This is a genomic window from Roseomonas marmotae (assembly GCF_017654485.1).
Taxonomy (GTDB): Bacteria; Pseudomonadota; Alphaproteobacteria; order Acetobacterales; family Acetobacteraceae; genus Pseudoroseomonas; species Pseudoroseomonas marmotae.
Map to the genome: position 1 here is coordinate 158,342 of NZ_CP061092.1, position 15,916 is coordinate 174,257.

Below are 15,916 nucleotides of genomic sequence, written 5' to 3' on the forward strand. Positions count from 1 at the left end.
GCCGCTTCAGGGGTGTGGCGCCCCACCAACTCCGGCGGCCTCGCCGGCCTGTCCGAGCGGCCCGCCTCCGGGTGGTCGGGCGATATGCCTGCGCCCGCCTGCTCGGGCCGGAGGCAACCGGCGCCCGGAAGAGGCCGTGCTCACGACCAATGGCGCCATGCATCCGCTTCCGCCGCTGGGGCATTCCCTCAGAAACCGTCGCGCTTGATGGCGGCTGGTGGCGCAATGCTGGATTGCCGTGGCAACCTCCGGCGCTTCAGAACCGGAGGAACGCATGATGAAGCACCCCCTGACCGTCCTGGCTCTCGCGCTCGGGATCGGCGCCGCCCAGGCGCAGACATTGCCACCGCTACAGATCCAGGAGATCGGCAGCTTTCATGTCGGCGGCCGTGTCGTGGCCCTCGAGGGTATGCCGAAGCGCGAGATCGTCCCATCCCCCGGCGCACCACCGATCCAGATGGACCCGAACGGTGAGTTCCAGGTCGAGCAGATGTATGCGAATTACGTGAAGCTGGTGCAACCGCGCGCCCGTCATCCCCTCCTGCTCTGGCATGGTGGCGGCCTGACGGGCGTGACCTGGGAGACGACGCCGGATGGCCGACCGGGATGGCAGATGTATTTTCTGCGCCAGGGCCATGACGTCTATGTCAGCGATGCCATGGAGCGCGGCCGCTCCGGCTGGGCACGATTCCCGGAGATCTTCGCGGGTGAGCCCGTCTTCCGCGCGATGGGCGAAGGCTGGGGCCTGTTCCGCGTGGGACCGCAATCCGGCTGGAACGCCAGAGCGGCCGAGCGCAGGGCCTTCGCCGATACACGCTTTCCCGTAGCGGCCTGGGACGCCTTCGCGCGCCAGTCCGTGCCCCGCTGGACGACCACGGACAGCCAGATCCAGGCGGCCTACAATGCCTATGTCCAGCAGGTCTGCCCTTGCGTGATCATCGTGCACAGCCAGGGTGGCAACTTCGCCTTCAACGCCGCTCTGGCGGCGCCGGACAAGGTGCGCGCCGTGATCGCCATCGAGCCGTCCGGCACCCCGTCGGTGGGCACCGACGCGTCGCCACTGCGCGATGTGCCGCACCTCGTCGTCTGGGGTGACCATTTCACGGAGTCTCCCTTCTGGCAGAAAATCCGCGGCAATGTCGAGCGCTGGGCTGGCACCATCCGCGATGCCGGCGGGACGGCCGACATCATGGACCTGCCGGCCGAAGGTCTCCGCGGCAACAGCCATATGATGATGATGGACACGAACAGCGATGAGGTCGCTGGCCGGATCCAGGCGTGGATGGAACGGCGCGGCCTGATGCGCTGAAGGGGCGGCCAGGGCTTGTCCCTGGTCAAACCTCACCGGCCTGCTTTCTTCCTCCGCCAGTAGCTTCGGCCCGATACGCTACTGGCGGAGAGACGGCCGCCGCTGCAGATCATCTTTTCCAGTAAATCTTCGATCCATCCGCCGCATTCTTGTCCGACACCGGCCCGGTGCATGGTTCGGAGGGATGAGGCCAAGCGCCTGATAAGGCCGTCCGTGTGGTCCGCACCGTCCGCGTGGGGCATTCACTGCTCAACTAGTCGCAGGGGTCGTGAGGCAAGCGTGCATCGTGCTACCCGCCGAGCCCGCGGCGGAGAATTACACTGAAGGCTGTCGGTCTGTTGGAGGACGAAACGAGGCCAGGAGCGGTAAGGCGGCCTGGTGTCCGACATCGGCCTGACCTGTTCGGGTCAGTGAAATAGGACAGCAGGGCTAACTTGATTGCCTCAGGGCGGAGCAGCATACCGCCGCCGGATATCTCCGGAGACTGCGCATGTTCCGTTACCCGGCCCGCCGCCAGTTGCTCGGCGCTGGCCTCAGCCTCGCCGGAGCGGCCGTTCTGGCCAATGCCCCATTGGCTGCCGAGACCTGGCCCAGCCGCCCCGTGCGTCTGCTGATCCCGTTTCCACCAGGTCAGGCGACAGACACCATTCTGCGCTACATCGCGGACGAACTTTCGAAGCGGTGGCCACAGCGCATCGTTGTGGAGAACCGGGCGGGCGGCGCGGGCGTGGTCGGGATGGAGGCCGGGGCACGCTCCGCCCCCGATGGTTACACCCTGGTCGCTTCCACCAGCGGCACCAACGGGATCAACCCGAGCCTGATCCCGAACCTGCCTTACGACGCGGTGCGGGACTTCACCTACATCACCACGGTGTTCACCATACCGCTGCTGATCGTCGCCCATCCCAGCTTCTCGCCGAACACGGTGCCCGAGCTGCTTGCGGCGGCCAAGGCGGACCCTGGCGGGATCAACTACGGCAGCGGCGGGCCGGGTACCTCGCAGCATCTCTCGGCCGAGATGTTCGCCAGCCGTGGCGAAGTGAAGCTGACGCATGTGCCCTATCGAGGGTCCGGACCCGCGATGGCTGACCTGATTGCCGGCAATATCCCCATGATGTTCGACAGCGTCGCGAGCGCGCTGCCGCATATCCAGGGTGGGCGGATCAAGGCCCTTGGTGTCACCTCGGCCACCCGGGCACCGCAGCTGCCTGAGGTGCCGACAATCGCTGAATCGCTGCCCGGCTACGAAGCCATCGGTTGGGGCGGCCTCTGCGTCCCCGAGGCGACACCGCGGGAGGTTGTTGAGCGGATGAATGCCGATGTCACCGCCCTGCTTCGGGAACCGCGGATCGCGGCCCGTATGCTGGAACTGGGTGGAACCGCCGCGCCGCAGACGGTCGAGGAAGCCAACACCTTCGTTGCCAGCGAAATCCGCAAATGGGGCGAGGTTGCACGGGCTGCAGGCGTGAAGCTTGGAGGCTGAACTCGGCCAGGAACCTGGGGCTGACTTGTTCTGAGGCGTTGAGGAGGGCTGGCACTCCTCCATAGCCAAGCGAGGTTGCAGCGCAGCGGAATGGCGTGATTCAGCGCGACAGAGCGGATATCGCTACCGAGAACATCCGCTTCCCCCCGTACCTTCCGTCTGCCTCAGGTCGAGGCAGACGGAAGGCTTGTTTCGGTTGAAGTTGGCAAAACTTCCGGGACCGCGGCTGCGCCGAAGGTCGCCGCCCGGACACGCATAACCCCGCCTGCCGGCGCCGCATCATGGGAGGCAGTGCCGCCGCCGCCAGGAACAGCGGCTCCGGCAGAAAAGCGCCGGCCCTCAACGTTGGGAAAGGTAGTGGGCGATCGCGTCGATATCGGAATCGTTCAGCCCGCGCATCACCCCATTCATCTGTGTATCGCTGCCCTGGCGCCGGTCATCCCGGTAGGCGCGCAGGGTCGCCACCAGGAAGTCCTCGCGCTGGCCGGCGATATGAGGCACCTGGTTCTGCCCGGTGAGGCCGGGCAGGTGGCAGATACCGCAGCGCAGCTGCGTCACCAGGGCGGCGCCATTATCGTAGAGGGCCGCGCGCCGCTGAGCCCGGTCGGGAGGCGCCGCATGGGGCAGCGCCGCGAAATGCGCCGAGAGATCCTCCAGCTCGCTATCGCTCAGCCCCTCCACCGCGGCAACCATGGCGGGGACATCCCGCAGCCCCTCGCGGAAGAGCACGAGTTGCAGAGTGATGAAGCCTGGCTGTTGCCCGGCGAGGGAAGGGATATCCGGCATGGCGGAGACCCCTCTTTCGCCATGGCAGGCGCCACAGCCCCGCGCTTCGGCCAGAATGGCGCCGCGCTCCGTGGCTGTCTCTGCCACAGCTGGCAGCGCCCACCCGGCCAGCAGGGCGCAGGCCAGCCACAGACGCCGCATCCCGACCCTCACCGGGTGTAGGAAATGCGATAGATGGCGCCGTTATCCTCGTCGGAGACCAGCAACGCGCCGTCCGGCATGACCAGCACATCCGTCGGCCGGCCGGCGAAACTGCCGGCAGCACCGTCCAGCAGGCCAGTCATGAATGGCTCCACCGTTCCGGTGCTGCCATCCTCATTGAGGCGGACGGTCACGACATCGAAGCCACTCTTGGCATCGCGGTTCCAGGAACCGTGGCGGGCGATGAACGCGCGGCCGCGATAGGCTTCGGGGAACATGGTTCCGTCATAGAAGCGCATGCCCAACGGCGCGGTATGCGGCCCGAGCAGCGCCACAGGGCGCGGAAACTCCGAACAGGCCCGGGCACTGAAATCAGGGTCCTGCCAGGCGGCGCCAGAGCAGAAGGGAAAGCCGTGATGCTCACCCACGCGTTCCAGGCGGTGAAGCGTGTCTTCCGGCGTGTCATTTCCCGCCCAGTCGCGGCCATTGTTGGTGGCGTAGAGGGGCCCGCCCCCCGGACGCCAGTCGAAGCCCACCGAGTTGCGGATACCGCGCGCCACCACCTCGCGCCCCGAACCGTCGGGGTTGTAGCGCAGGATGACCGCGTGGCGGCTTTCGTCGACGTCGCAGACATTACAGGGGGCGCCGACATTCATGTACAGCTTGCCGTCCGGCCCGAAGGCCGCGAACTTCCACCCGTGATGCGCCTCGGTCGGCAGTGCGAAGGCTTCGGTGAGGTCGACCGGCTTCGGCTCCTCCGTGGTCGCGACATTATCGAAGCGCAGCACCTGATGCAGCGCGATGACGTAGAGCGCGCCATCCCGCACAGCCACACCATTGGGCTGGCCGAGCCGCTGGGCCAGGATGCGCGAGCGGCGCGTGCCGCCTTCATCCCTCACGGCATAGACGCGGCCGATGGTGCGGGTGCCGACATAGACCGTCCCATCCTCACCCCGGGCCATCATGCGGGCGCCCGGCATGCCGCTGGCCCAGAGTTCTGCCCGGAAACCTTCCGGCAGGCGGATGCTATTCACTGGAATACGTTCGGGCGGCGTCGCGGTCAGCCGCGGTGCGTGGGGGGCCAGCGTGCTATTGGCCTGCGCGCCGGTGCGCCCCTGCGCCCAGGCGGGCACTTCGGCCTGTTGCGCTGCCGCGGGCAGGCTGGCGCCGAGGGTCAGTAGGCCGACGGCAGCAATGGATGTCAGACGCTGAAGCATGACATATCCCTCCCTTGGCGCTTTCCGCGCCGTTCGTGCAAAAACCCTAGCATCCCATTCTGGAAAAGCATTGCACAAAGGGCGGCTCGCCGAAGGCAGCAGCTCCTGCCTGCCGATGGTCCCCTGCGGCACCTGCACGGCCCTATCCTCACATACCCCATCCCAAGCCGGCGGGGGCCGGCAGGCACGACCTGGGATGGAACGCTTGCCGCCCGTACCTACTGTCAGCAGCCGTGGCACGATACTTCATGCGGCCGCCGCCTGCGCCGGGCGACCGAACCCACCGCCGCTTCCTTCACATCCGCCGGATATGAAAGAAACGGGCCAGCTCAGGCCCTGATTGGAACGGTAGGCGAAGTATCTTCAGGTCTCCCGGCGGGGCGGAACATCCGCAGCCCATCCTTCGCCTCCAGGCGGACTTTGCCGCATGGGGCGGTGTATGATCTCACCGAGCGCGGCATAGTAGGGGCCGCCTAGACGCGCGACGGGGCGCATCTTTGTACTGTCCACCCGGGCGCCGTCGAATACCTGCGAGGACAGGTGGAACGCCACCACCTCGCCGATATAGAGTGTATTCACGCCGCGCCCGAGCTTTACAACTTGATCGAGCCGGCACTCCATTTGCACCGGCGTGGCGGCGATGCGCGGCGGCCGCACATGGCGGCTCGGCAGAAGGGCCAGACCCAGCGCCTCAACCTCGCTCACCTCAGGCGGAAATTCTTCCGCCGAGTCATGCATGGCATCCATCGTCGCCTCGGTCGCGACATTGACGACGAATTCGCCAGTGGCAAGGATATTCCTGGCGGTATCCTTCATGGCGCCGTCGCCGGCGCGGGTGGCGATATTGACGGCCAGCATGGGTGGGCTGGTGGCGACATAATTGTAGGAGCTGAAGGGCGCGGCGTTCACCAGCCCATCTTCATTCACCGTCGTGACCCAGGCGATCGGGCGAGGCACGACGCAGCCGACGATCAGGCGGTACGCGGCGGCCGTATCCAGCCCTTGCCCGTCGATGAAGGTGAACTGATCCGGGGTCATGGTGTTCCTGTTTTCCTGTTCAGCGGCGGTACGGCCATCAGGTGCCACCCGCCGTCGCGCGACGCTCGGCGAACTCGCGTTCCAGCAGGGGTATGGAACCGCCTGCTTGCCAGATCTGCACCATCCGGGGCGAGAACGGCCGGGCAAGCAGCGTGGCACCCGCCGCATTGCGGATGATTCCGGTGGCCGGGTCCGCCTCGATCACCTCGCCATCTCCGACCGCATCCGTGATGCCGGGGCAGGTCATGACCGGAAGGCCGACATTGAGGGCGCGCCGGATGATGCCGGACTCGCAGGATTCGACGATTACCACCGCGATCCCGGAGGCCTTCATCGCGACGCTCACCTCCACATGATTGTGGTGCCCGAAATTCCTGCCACCGACCACGATATCGCCGGTCCGCACCTGCGCCGGAAACTCCGGGCGGAGGCGGCGGAAGCACATGGCGCGCAGGGCCTCCTCGTCGAAGGCCTTGCCGAAGCCTTCGCGCACGATGGAGAATTCGATGATCCCGTCGTCGCCGCTGACATTGTCGCCGAATTTCCAGACCCGGCCGCGAAGGTTGGTGCCGCTCATGGCGTCTCTCCCAGGCCGATCTGGCCAGCAGCTCGCCTGGGGTCAGGTTCCCGCCCGCCCGCGATGGGGGCGGCCATCCGTACCGGGGCATCCGGGGAGATCCGTGCCCCCGTTTCAGCGGTCGGGAGCATCGTCCAGGCGGTGGGGAGCCGGTGCGGGCGGCGGATGGTCATGCCGCGCTCCCGCCGGGTTCGCCCAGCATCAGACGGGGGTCGGTGATCTCACCCGCCACGGCGGCGGCGGCCACAGCATAGGGGCCGGCGAGGAAGACCTCGGCCGAGCGGCTGCCGTTGCGCCCCTGATAGTTGAACTGCTGGGTGGAGATCAGCACCTCATGGTCGTTGAGCTGCCCCTGGTATCCCCAGCAGGTCGTGCAGCCCGGCGCCAGCACGGTGGCCCCGGCATCGGAGAAGACCTCCAGCAATCCTTCCCGCGCGGCGGCCGAATAAACCTCCCGGCTGCCCGGCGTGATGTAGAGCGTGACATGCCGCGCCACCTGGCGGCCGCGCAGGATGGCGGCGGCGGCGCGCATGTCATCCAGCCGGTTGCCTGCGCAGGAGCCGATGGTGGCCTGGTCGATCCGCTTTCCGCTGACCTCGCCGACGGGCACGCCGCCATGCAGGTCAGGCGGGCGGGTCACCATGGGGGAGAGGGTGGAGAGGTCGTAGGATGCCTCCAGCACATAGGCGGCGTCCGGATCGGCCTCCACGATGTGCCAGGGGCGGCCCGCCGCCCGCTCCTCGACATAGGCGCGCGCCGCCGCGTCCACAGGCATCACGCCGGTATAGGCACCGCTATGGAACAGCGAGGCGAGGATTGTCTGCCGGTCATCCATCGAGAGGCCGGCAATAGCCGGGCCGGCGAATTCCACGCAGCAGCCGAGCAGGTGGTCCGTCGCGCCATGATCGCGGATGATCGTCTGGATCAGGTCCCGCGCCGTGACGCCGGGGGGCAGGGCACCGGTCAGGGTGATGCGGGCGGAGGGTGGCACCGAAAGCCAGTTCTGATCCTCGATGAGGGAGACGATTACCTCCGTCGAGATCGGGATGTTCAGCGCGCCGACGGCGCCGAGGCTGGCGATGTTACCTTCGTCCGAGAAGATCAACAGTCCGGGGCGCGCGAAGCCGCGCTCCATCATGACCTGATGCCGCAGGCCGCTGCCCGGGCCGAAGAAGTTCTCGATCCCCTGCGCCTCGCACCAGTCCCGCAGGGTACGGTGCGTCTGGTAATGATGTGACCCCATGGCGGCGGAGGTGGAGTGGTCGATCACCATCACCGCCTTGTCCGGGCGTGGGATGCACTTCACCCCGATGCGTTCGAGATTGCGCTGGTGGCCGGGCCAGAACAGCTCCTGGCACACGGTATAATCCGCCGAGACGGTGACGTATTCCCCCACCTCGACGGACCCGCGCCCGAGGGTGCGGGCGATGACCTTCTGCGCGACCGTCTGCCCTGCCACCGGCCGTCCTCCCTCAGTTCGACTTCGTGCCGGCGGCGCGGGATACCTCGGCCCAGCGGGCGATCTCCTGCCGGATGCGCGCCATCAGCGCTTCCGGCGTGCTGGGCGCCGCCGCCGCGCCCTGGGCGGCGAAGATGCGCTGCACCTCCGCGTCGCCCAGGGTCTCTACGATCGCGCGGCGCAGGATATCCAGCCGCTCCGCCGGCACGGCGGCCGGCGCCAGCAGGCAGTACCAGTTCTCCAGCTCCAGGTCCTTCACGCCGGCTTCCGCCATGGTGGGCACTTCGGGCAGGGCCGTCAGCCTGCTGCGCGTGGTGACGGCCAGCGCCCGCAATTCCCCGGACTGGATGAAGGGCAGGAGTGCCGGCCCTTCACCGATCATCATCTGGATCTGGCCGGATACGAGGTCGGTGGTCGCCGGCGCGGCGCCGCGATAGGGCACGTGCACGATGTCGATGCCGGTGCGCAGCCGCAGCAGCTCGCCCGCCAGATGCGGGCCGGTGCCATTGCCGCCGGAGCCAAAGGACAGGCGGCCAGGCTCTGCCTTGGCGAGCGCGACCAGCTCGGCCACCGTGCGCGCCGGGACCTTGGCATTCACCGCCAGGATTTCCGGCACCGCCGCCATCATGGTCAGCGGTGCGAAATCCTTGAGCGGATCATAGGGCATCTGCGGCATGAGGCTGAGCGCGCCGGCGAGCGAGCCCGTGCCGCCGACGCCGATGGTATAGCCATCGGCGGGCGCCTTCGCGACGATCTCCACCCCCAGCACGCCGCCGGCGCCGGGGCGGCTGTCCACCACCACCGGCTGGCCCAGCCGCTCCGTCAGGCCACGACCGACCGCGCGGCTGAAGACATCCGCGGGACCGCCGGGGGCATAAGGCAGGACCCATCGGATGGGGCGGCCGGGAAAGCGGTTGCCCTGAGCGAGAGCGGGGCGGGCAAGACCGAAGGCGACAAGACTCAAGCCGGCAAGCTGTCTGCGGTACATCCCCGTTTCCTCTCCTCCGCGGCCCGTTGCTCGGGCTTCGCGTCGCCACGAAACCATATCGTCCGATATGAAGCAATAAACCAAATGAATGACCTAATGCGGTGAGGCGCGCTCGCCCAGGAAGGCTGCCATGGCTGCGTTGAAGGCCTCCGGCGCCTCGATGCCCGGCAGATGGCCCGCATCGGGGATCTCCACGAAGCGGCTGTCCGGGATCATCCCGGCCAGGGCGCGCATGGTCGTGGGCATCGCGCCGTCCTGCGCCCCGGCCAGGAGCAGGACCGGCTGCCGCAGCGTCGGAAGTGCCGCACGGAACTCGTAGTTCTGCAGCGCGGTGGCGCAGGCGACGAAGCCTTGCAGCGGCGTGGCGGCAATCATGGCCTGCAGGCGACCCATCGAAGGATGGTCGGATTCCCGCGACTTCGGCGTGAACCAGCGGGCGAGCGTCGCCTTGGCAACCGCGTCCATGCCGTGTGCGGCGGCGAAATCCATCCGTTCCCGCCACATGGCCGCCCCGCCTGGCGCGGTGCCCGCCTGCCCGTCGGAGGCGACCACGGCCGCGACAAGGCCGGGCTCGCGCGTGGCGAGCAGCAGCGCGGTGGCCGCGCCCATCGAGACGCCCGCGAAAACCGCGTCCGAAGCGCCGAAATGCCGCATGAGCGCGGCGGCATCCCCGGCCAGTTCGTCGAGGTTGGTGGGGTTGGGCGGAACCTCGGTGCCGCCATGGCCGCGCTGGTCGTAGCGCAGAATGCGGTAGCGGTCTCCGAAGGCCGCGACCTGGTCGTCCCAGAGCGTCAGGTCTGTCAGCAGGGAGTTGCTGAAGACGAGCCAGGGCGCAGCTTCCGGCCCATCCAGCCGGCAGCGGAAGCGGAGGCCGTTGACCCGCACCGTCTCTGAAGTCACCATCGTCAATCTTCTCCACTTTCGGGCCGGCTTACAGGGGCGGCACCATGCGGCTGCCGGGCGGGTCTTTCCTGGCCCTGTGGCGCGGAGTGTTGCCCGCAAGCCGCCGGAAGTCAAAAGGCCAGTTTATTGACTTAATCGCCGCGCTCCGCCAGACTGGGCGGAAAGGACGGCCAGCGGGTCACAAGGACCGGCGGCCACCAAGGGACGGAACGCGGTGCCGATCACCTCCGAGCAGATTAAACATCTCACGGCCCAGCTCTATGCCTGGTCGCTCCGCAAGGTGCCGGACGACACGCTGGAGGCACTGCGCCGGGCGCGCGAGACGGAGACGAACGCCGTCGCCCAGAGGACGCTCGGCATCCTGTTGCGCAGCGCCGAGATGGCGGAAACACAGGACCGCCTCGTCTGCTCCGATTCCGGCGTGCCCACCTACGTCATCGCGATCGGCACCGGGGTGCGACTGGACGGCAACATCAAGCAGGCGGTGTCCGACGGCTTCGATGAGCTGATCGCCACTTCGAACCCGCCGCTGCTCAAGCACGTCACCAATCCACTGACCAATGAGCGGAGCTATCGCGGCAAGGAGATGCCGCTGGTCACCTGGGATCTGATCGACGGTGCCGACTACGTGGACATCACCTGCCAGCCCAAGGCGCTCGGCTCCGGCCGGTGGGCGGCGATGGAGATCTTCACCTTCCCGACGCTGGAGCAGATCGAGCGCTACGTCATGGAATGCGTGCTGAAGGCGGGTTCGCAGCATTGCCCGCCGGTGAATATCGGCGTCGGTATCGGCGGCTCCTTCGACTACTGCGCCAAGCTCGCGGCGCGGGCGACGCTACGCCAGTACGGCACGGTGAACCCCGACCCGACCCTGGCGGCGATGGAGGCGCGCCTGCTCAAGGCCGTGAACGCCACAGGCTTCGGGCCCATGGGCACGGGCGGGGATACCACGGCGCTGGGCGTGCACGTGGAATACGCGGCGGGCCACGGCTTCACCCCGGTCGCCGTCGCCTTCAACTGCTGGATCAATCGCCGCACCCGTGCCCGCCTCTATGAGGACGGGCGCGTGGAGCGGGTGGAATAGGAGCGGGGGATGGAAGAGATCCGGCGCCTGCGCATGCCCCTCTCGCGCGAGGATGCGCTCTCGCTCCGCGCGGGAGAGATGGTGCTGCTGGACGGAGAGATCGTCATCACCGCCGGCCTGCCGACGCATCACCGCCTGGCCGAATGCGCGGCCGGAACGCGCGAGGCGCCGCGGGATCTCCACGGCGCCGGCCTGTTCCACCTCGGCAGCTATTCGCGGGAGACGCAGGACGGCGCCTTTGAGGTTCTCTACATGAATCCCACCACCAGCACGCGCTTCAATGCGCTGATGCCCGGGCTGATCCGGCACTTCGGCCTGCGCGCGGTAGGCGGCAAGGGTGGCCTGGATGCCGGCTGCGTCGCGGCGATGCAGGAAGCCGGCTGCGTCTATCTTTCCTTCGTCGGCGGCGGCGCGCCGCTGCTCTCGGACGCGATCCGGGAGGTGGTGTCGGTTCACTGGAACGACCTCGTCTCCCACTACCGTCTGGTGACGCTGCGGGTGGAGGCGCTGGGGCCGCTGACCGTGGGCATCGATGCCCATGGCAACAGCCTCTACGGCGACCTCAACGCGGCGGCCACGGCGCGGCTGCCCGCCATCATGGCGGAACTGGCGCGTGAGCGGGACAATTCAGGAGAAGCTGCGTGACACAAGAGACCATCCTCCTCCTGGCCCCCTTACCCAAGGACCTTCAGGATGCGCTGGCGGCCGAATACGCCCTGGTGGAGCGCGATGACGCCGCGGCCAGCGAGGCGCGGATCGCCGTCACCACGGGCATGGCGGGGGCGGATGCCGCGACGATGGACAGCTTTCCGGGCCTGCGGCTGATCGCCTCGCAGGGCGTGGGGCTGGACCGGATCGACCTGGCTGCGGCGGCGCGGCGCGGCATCGCCGTCTGCCACACGCCCGATGAACTGACGGCGGATGTGGCCGATTTCGCCGTCGGGCTGCTCTACGCCACCATGCGCCGCATCGTGGAAGCGGACCGCTTCGTCCGCGCCGGCCGCTGGTCCCGGGAGAGAATGGGACTGGGCACGGGGATACAGGGCAAGCGCGCCGGCATCGTCGGTCTCGGAAAGATCGGCTCGGCCATCGCCTCGCGCGCCGCCGGGATCGGCATGCAGGTGGCCTGGCACGGCCCGCGTCCGAAGCCCGAGGCCCCCTGGCCCTATGTGGAGGACCTGACGGAGCTGGCCCGCGGGTCGGACGTGCTGATCCTCGCGGCGCCGGGCGGCGCTTCCTCTCACCACATGGTGGATGCCGGCGTGCTTGCGGCACTCGGCCCCCGCGGCTTCCTGATCAACATCGCGCGCGGTTCGGTGGTGGATGAGGCGGCACTGCTGCAGGCATTGGAGACGCGCAGCATCGGCGGCGCGGGCCTCGATGTCTTCGCCAGCGAACCCGGGCTCGACCCGCGCTTCCTGCCGCTGGAGAATGTTGTGCTGGCGCCGCACTACGCCTCCCTGACGGGAGAGACGCGGCAGGCCATCATCGGCCGGCTACTGGCCGATATCGGTCATTTCCGCGCCGGCCGTCCCTTCTTGAACGTGGTCGCCTGAAGGCCGCCACATCGGGCCGGTAGCGCGTCCGGCCCAAAAGAACTATACATATGAACTAATGGATATTTGGAGGACCTGGCCTGATGTCAGCCCAACCGCGTCCAACCCTGCACTGGTCCCCACGCTCGCCCTTCGTCCGCAAGGTGATGATCGCGGCGCATGAACTGGGCCTGGTGGAGCAGATCGCACTGGTCCGCACGGTGGTCCGCATGGGCCAGCCCAACCATGACCTGCTGCCCGACAATCCGCTGAGCAAGATTCCAACGCTGGTGCTTCCGGATGGTTCGACGATCTTCGACTCCCTCACCATCTGCGAGTATCTCGACGCCCAGGCCGGCGGTGGCCGCCTGCTGCCGCCCGCCGGGCCGGCGCGCTGGGTGGCGCTGACGCGCCACGCGCTCGGCAATGGCTATCTCGACCTGCTGATCCTCTGGCGCAACGAGCGTGACAAACCGGCCGAGCGGCAGACGCAGGAATGGCTGGACAGTTTTGCCACGAAGTCGCAGGCCACCCTGGCGCGGCTGGAGCGCGACGCGCCGGACCTCGGCGCCACGCCCTTCGATCTGGGCCACATCGCGCTGGGTTGCGCGCTGTCCTATCTGGATTTCCGCTTCGCCGACCTGGACTGGCGCGCCGGGCGCCCGGCCCTGGCGGCCTGGCATGAGGGCTTCGCCGCGCGGCCGTCCGTGCTCGCCACGGGGATCGTCGATGACTGACGGCCTGCCGCCGCGCACCGGCCCGCTCTCGCATGTGAGGGTGCTGGACCTCAGCCGCATCATGGCCGCGCCCTGGGCCACGCAGATCCTGGCCGATCTCGGCGCCGACGTGATCAAGGTCGAACGTCCCGGCGCCGGCGACGACACCCGCTCCTGGGGCCCGCCCTTCCTGAAGAACGCGGAAGGGAATGCGACGCGGGAGGCCGGCTACTTCCTGGCCGTCAACCGCGGCAAGCGCAGCGTCACGGTGGATATGGCGAAGCCCGAGGGGCAGGCCATCATCCGCGAGCTGGCGAAGACCGCCGACATCGTGCTGGAGAACTTCAAGACGGGCGCGCTGGCCAGATACGGGCTGGACGCGGCCTCCCTGCGCGCGGTCAATCCACGGCTCATCTACTGCTCCGTCACCGGCTTCGGCCAGGACGGGCCCCGCGCGGACCAGGCGGCCTATGACTTCGCCATCCAGGCCATGGGCGGGCTGATGAGCGTGACAGGCGAGCGGGACGACATGCCCGGCGGCGGCCCGCAGAAGGTCGGCGTGCCCATCGTGGACCTGATGACCGGCATGTATGCCGCCGTCTCCGTGCTCGCTGCCCTGGCGCGCAGGGGCGAGAGCGGGGAGGGGGAGTTCATCGACCTCGCGATGCTCGACGTACAGTCGGCCTTCCTGGCCAACCAGGCCATGAACTGGCTGGTTTCCGGCCGCACGCCGAAGCGCGGTGGCAACCGCCATCCCAATATCCAGCCGCAGGATGTCTTCGCCTGCGCGGATGGCTATTTCGTCCTGGCGGTCGGTAACGACGGTCAGTTCGCGAAGCTGTGCGAGGCGCTGGGGCGGCCAGAATGGGCCACCGATCCGCGCTTCGTGAAGAACCCGGACCGCGTCAGGAACAACGCCGAACTGACGCCGCTGCTGACCGCGCGCTTCGGCGAGATGCCGCGCGCCGGGCTGATGGCGGCGCTGGATGCCGCCGGCGTGCCCTGCGCGCCGATCAACGACATCCCGCAGGTCTTCGATGATCCGCAGATAAAGCATCGGGAAATGTTGCGCCACCTGCCGCATCCATTGGCCGGCACCGTGCCGCAGGTGGTCAGCCCTATGCGCTTCACCACCAACCCGCTGCGCTTCGACCGCGCCCCGCCGCTGCTGGGACAACATACCGACGAGATCCTGCGCGAGCTGGGCATGGATGATGCCGCGCGCCAGGACCTTGCATCCCGCGGCATCGTCTGAGGCTGAGGAGACACCCCATGCCCCGCATTCCCTTGCCCGCTCCGGCGGATATGTCGCCCGAGCAGAAGCGCGTGCACGACGCCGTGGTGGCCGGCCCGCGCGGCCAGGTCATCGGCCCGCTGCGCGCCGTGATCCATAGCCCGGACCTGGCCGAGCGCTGGTCCCGCCTGGGCGAGTTCCTGCGCTACGGAACCTGCCTGCCGCCACGGCTGAATGAGCTGGCCATCATCGTGACCGGCCGGCGCTGGAGCAGCCAGGTCGAATGGTGGGTGCATGCCCGCGTCGCGGCCGAGGCCGGCCTGCCGGCGGATGTCATCGAGGCGATCCGCACCGGCGAGCCGCCTGTCTTCACCGATGCCGATGATGCCGCCATCTACGAATACACCAGGCAGATGCAGTTGAACGGACAGGTGGATGAAGCGGCCTACCACGCCGTGGAGCGCCGCTGGGGCGCGCGCGGCGTGGTCGAGCTGACCGGGGTCATCGGCTATTACACCATGGTCTCCATGACGCTGAACGCGCATGAGATCCCGCTGCCGGACGGCGTCGCACCACCGGTCGCACCGCCGGCGGAAGGGCTCTTTCCGCTGCCGCCCGCCCGCAGCCACGCGGATGCCGCCGAATGAGCGGCGCGCCCATACCGGGCCTGGAGGGCCTGGAGCGCTTCGTCGTGACGCTGGATAACCACGTCGCCACCGTGACCATGAACGCGCCGCCGGTGAACGCGCAGGACCGCGTCTTCCGCGACGAGCTGCCGCGCATCTTCGATGTGCTGCACGACAGGCCAGAGGTGCGCGCGGTGGTGCTGACCGGGAGGGGCGCGCCTTCTCCGCCGGGGCCGACCTGCGGGAGAGGCCGAACCTGGCCGGGGAGGCCGGCGCCTATCCCGGCCACAACCGCCGGGTGCGCGCGGCCTTCGACGCCGTGATGGAATGCGGCAAGCCCGTCATCGCCGCCGTCAACGGCCCGGCCATCGGCGCGGGCTGCGTGCTGGCGCTGTGCTGCGACATCGTGCTGGTGGCGGAGGAAGCCTTCTTCGCGATGACGGAGGTGGATGTTGGCCTCGCCGGCGGCGTGCGGCACATCCTGCGCTTCTTCTCGCAATCCGATGCTCGGCTGCTGATCTACACCGCCCGCCGCATCCCCGGGCCGGAGCTGCTGCGGATGAACGTCGCCTCCGCCTGCCTGCCGAAGGAGAAGCTGCTGGAGGAGGCCCAGGCCATCGCGAGGCAGATCGCGGCCAAGAGCCCGCTGGCGGTGCAGGCGGCCAAGCGCTCCTTCTTCCTGACGGAGGAGATGCCGCTGCGCGACGGCTACCGCTACGAGCAGACGCAGACCGCCGCGCTCTCCACCGCCGAGGACACCAAGGAAGCCCAGTGCGCCTTCATCGAGAAGCGCCCGGCCGTCTTCAAGGGACGCTGACGC

The 15,916-nt window shown here is 68.3% G+C and carries 17 protein-coding genes; 10 read left to right on the forward strand and 7 right to left on the reverse strand.

From position 1 onward, the window contains the following. The first annotated feature begins 274 nt into the window (after positions 1-274). Complete coding sequence (locus IAI58_RS17675; RefSeq protein WP_237182637.1) at positions 275-1,309, forward strand: alpha/beta hydrolase; 1,035 nt, start codon at positions 275-277, stop codon at positions 1,307-1,309. A gap of 490 nt (positions 1,310-1,799) precedes the next feature. Further along, positions 1,800-2,792: a Bug family tripartite tricarboxylate transporter substrate binding protein gene (locus IAI58_RS17680; RefSeq protein WP_207450288.1), complete on the forward strand. Its 993-nt coding sequence runs from the start codon at positions 1,800-1,802 to the stop codon at positions 2,790-2,792. A 339-nt stretch (positions 2,793-3,131) separates the two neighbouring features. On the opposite strand, the gene IAI58_RS17685 is transcribed toward IAI58_RS17680, so the two are convergent. From IAI58_RS17685 to IAI58_RS17715, 7 genes are all read right to left on the reverse strand, one after another. Then, positions 3,132-3,578, reverse strand: a complete 447-nt coding sequence (locus tag IAI58_RS17685) for a c-type cytochrome (RefSeq protein ID WP_207450290.1) — start codon at positions 3,576-3,578, stop codon at positions 3,132-3,134. A gap of 149 nt (positions 3,579-3,727) precedes the next feature. After that, positions 3,728-4,936 (reverse strand): PQQ-dependent sugar dehydrogenase, encoded by a 1,209-nt coding sequence (locus tag IAI58_RS17690; RefSeq protein ID WP_207450292.1) that lies wholly within the window; start codon positions 4,934-4,936, stop codon positions 3,728-3,730. A gap of 363 nt (positions 4,937-5,299) precedes the next feature. Further along, positions 5,300-5,974 (reverse strand): flavin reductase family protein, encoded by a 675-nt coding sequence (locus IAI58_RS17695; protein ID WP_207450294.1) that lies wholly within the window; start codon positions 5,972-5,974, stop codon positions 5,300-5,302. 37 nt (positions 5,975-6,011) lie between these two features. Further along, positions 6,012-6,551, reverse strand: a complete 540-nt coding sequence (locus tag IAI58_RS17700; protein ID WP_207450296.1) for a 3-isopropylmalate dehydratase small subunit — start codon at positions 6,549-6,551, stop codon at positions 6,012-6,014. A gap of 169 nt (positions 6,552-6,720) precedes the next feature. Further along, complete coding sequence (locus IAI58_RS17705) at positions 6,721-8,010, reverse strand: 3-isopropylmalate dehydratase large subunit (protein ID WP_207450298.1); 1,290 nt, start codon at positions 8,008-8,010, stop codon at positions 6,721-6,723. Between the two features lie 13 nt (positions 8,011-8,023). Further along, positions 8,024-8,998, reverse strand: a complete 975-nt coding sequence (locus tag IAI58_RS17710) for a Bug family tripartite tricarboxylate transporter substrate binding protein (RefSeq protein WP_207450300.1) — start codon at positions 8,996-8,998, stop codon at positions 8,024-8,026. Between the two features lie 93 nt (positions 8,999-9,091). Continuing rightward, entirely contained in the window at positions 9,092-9,901 is an 810-nt protein-coding gene (locus tag IAI58_RS17715) for an alpha/beta fold hydrolase (RefSeq protein ID WP_207450302.1), read from the reverse strand. A 214-nt stretch (positions 9,902-10,115) separates the two neighbouring features. Here IAI58_RS17715 and IAI58_RS17720 point away from each other — a divergent pair, with 214 nt between their 5' ends. From IAI58_RS17720 to IAI58_RS17750, 8 genes are all read left to right on the forward strand, one after another. After that, a complete protein-coding gene (locus IAI58_RS17720; RefSeq protein ID WP_207450304.1) occupies positions 10,116-10,985 on the forward strand; it encodes a fumarate hydratase in 870 nt (289 codons plus the stop codon). Between the two features lie 9 nt (positions 10,986-10,994). After that, the gene (locus IAI58_RS17725; protein WP_207450305.1) at positions 10,995-11,630 is read left to right on the forward strand and encodes a fumarate hydratase C-terminal domain-containing protein; all 636 of its coding nucleotides are present in this window, start codon (positions 10,995-10,997) and stop codon (positions 11,628-11,630) included. Then, entirely contained in the window at positions 11,627-12,541 is a 915-nt protein-coding gene (locus IAI58_RS17730; RefSeq protein WP_207450308.1) for a 2-hydroxyacid dehydrogenase, read from the forward strand. Before IAI58_RS17725 ends, IAI58_RS17730 begins: the two co-directional genes overlap by 4 nt. Before the next feature lie 83 nt (positions 12,542-12,624). Next, positions 12,625-13,257 (forward strand): glutathione S-transferase family protein, encoded by a 633-nt coding sequence (locus tag IAI58_RS17735; protein WP_207450310.1) that lies wholly within the window; start codon positions 12,625-12,627, stop codon positions 13,255-13,257. Next, positions 13,250-14,491: a CaiB/BaiF CoA transferase family protein gene (locus IAI58_RS17740; protein ID WP_207450312.1), complete on the forward strand. Its 1,242-nt coding sequence runs from the start codon at positions 13,250-13,252 to the stop codon at positions 14,489-14,491. Before IAI58_RS17735 ends, IAI58_RS17740 begins: the two co-directional genes overlap by 8 nt. 17 nt (positions 14,492-14,508) lie before the next feature. Further along, a complete protein-coding gene (locus IAI58_RS17745; protein ID WP_207450314.1) occupies positions 14,509-15,117 on the forward strand; it encodes a carboxymuconolactone decarboxylase family protein in 609 nt (202 codons plus the stop codon). Beyond that, the gene (locus IAI58_RS23400) at positions 15,114-15,419 is read left to right on the forward strand and encodes a hypothetical protein (protein ID WP_336512707.1); all 306 of its coding nucleotides are present in this window, start codon (positions 15,114-15,116) and stop codon (positions 15,417-15,419) included. Before IAI58_RS17745 ends, IAI58_RS23400 begins: the two co-directional genes overlap by 4 nt. After that, positions 15,353-15,913, forward strand: a complete 561-nt coding sequence (locus IAI58_RS17750; protein ID WP_336512710.1) for an enoyl-CoA hydratase-related protein — start codon at positions 15,353-15,355, stop codon at positions 15,911-15,913. Before IAI58_RS23400 ends, IAI58_RS17750 begins: the two co-directional genes overlap by 67 nt. The last annotated feature ends 3 nt before the right edge of the window (positions 15,914-15,916 follow it).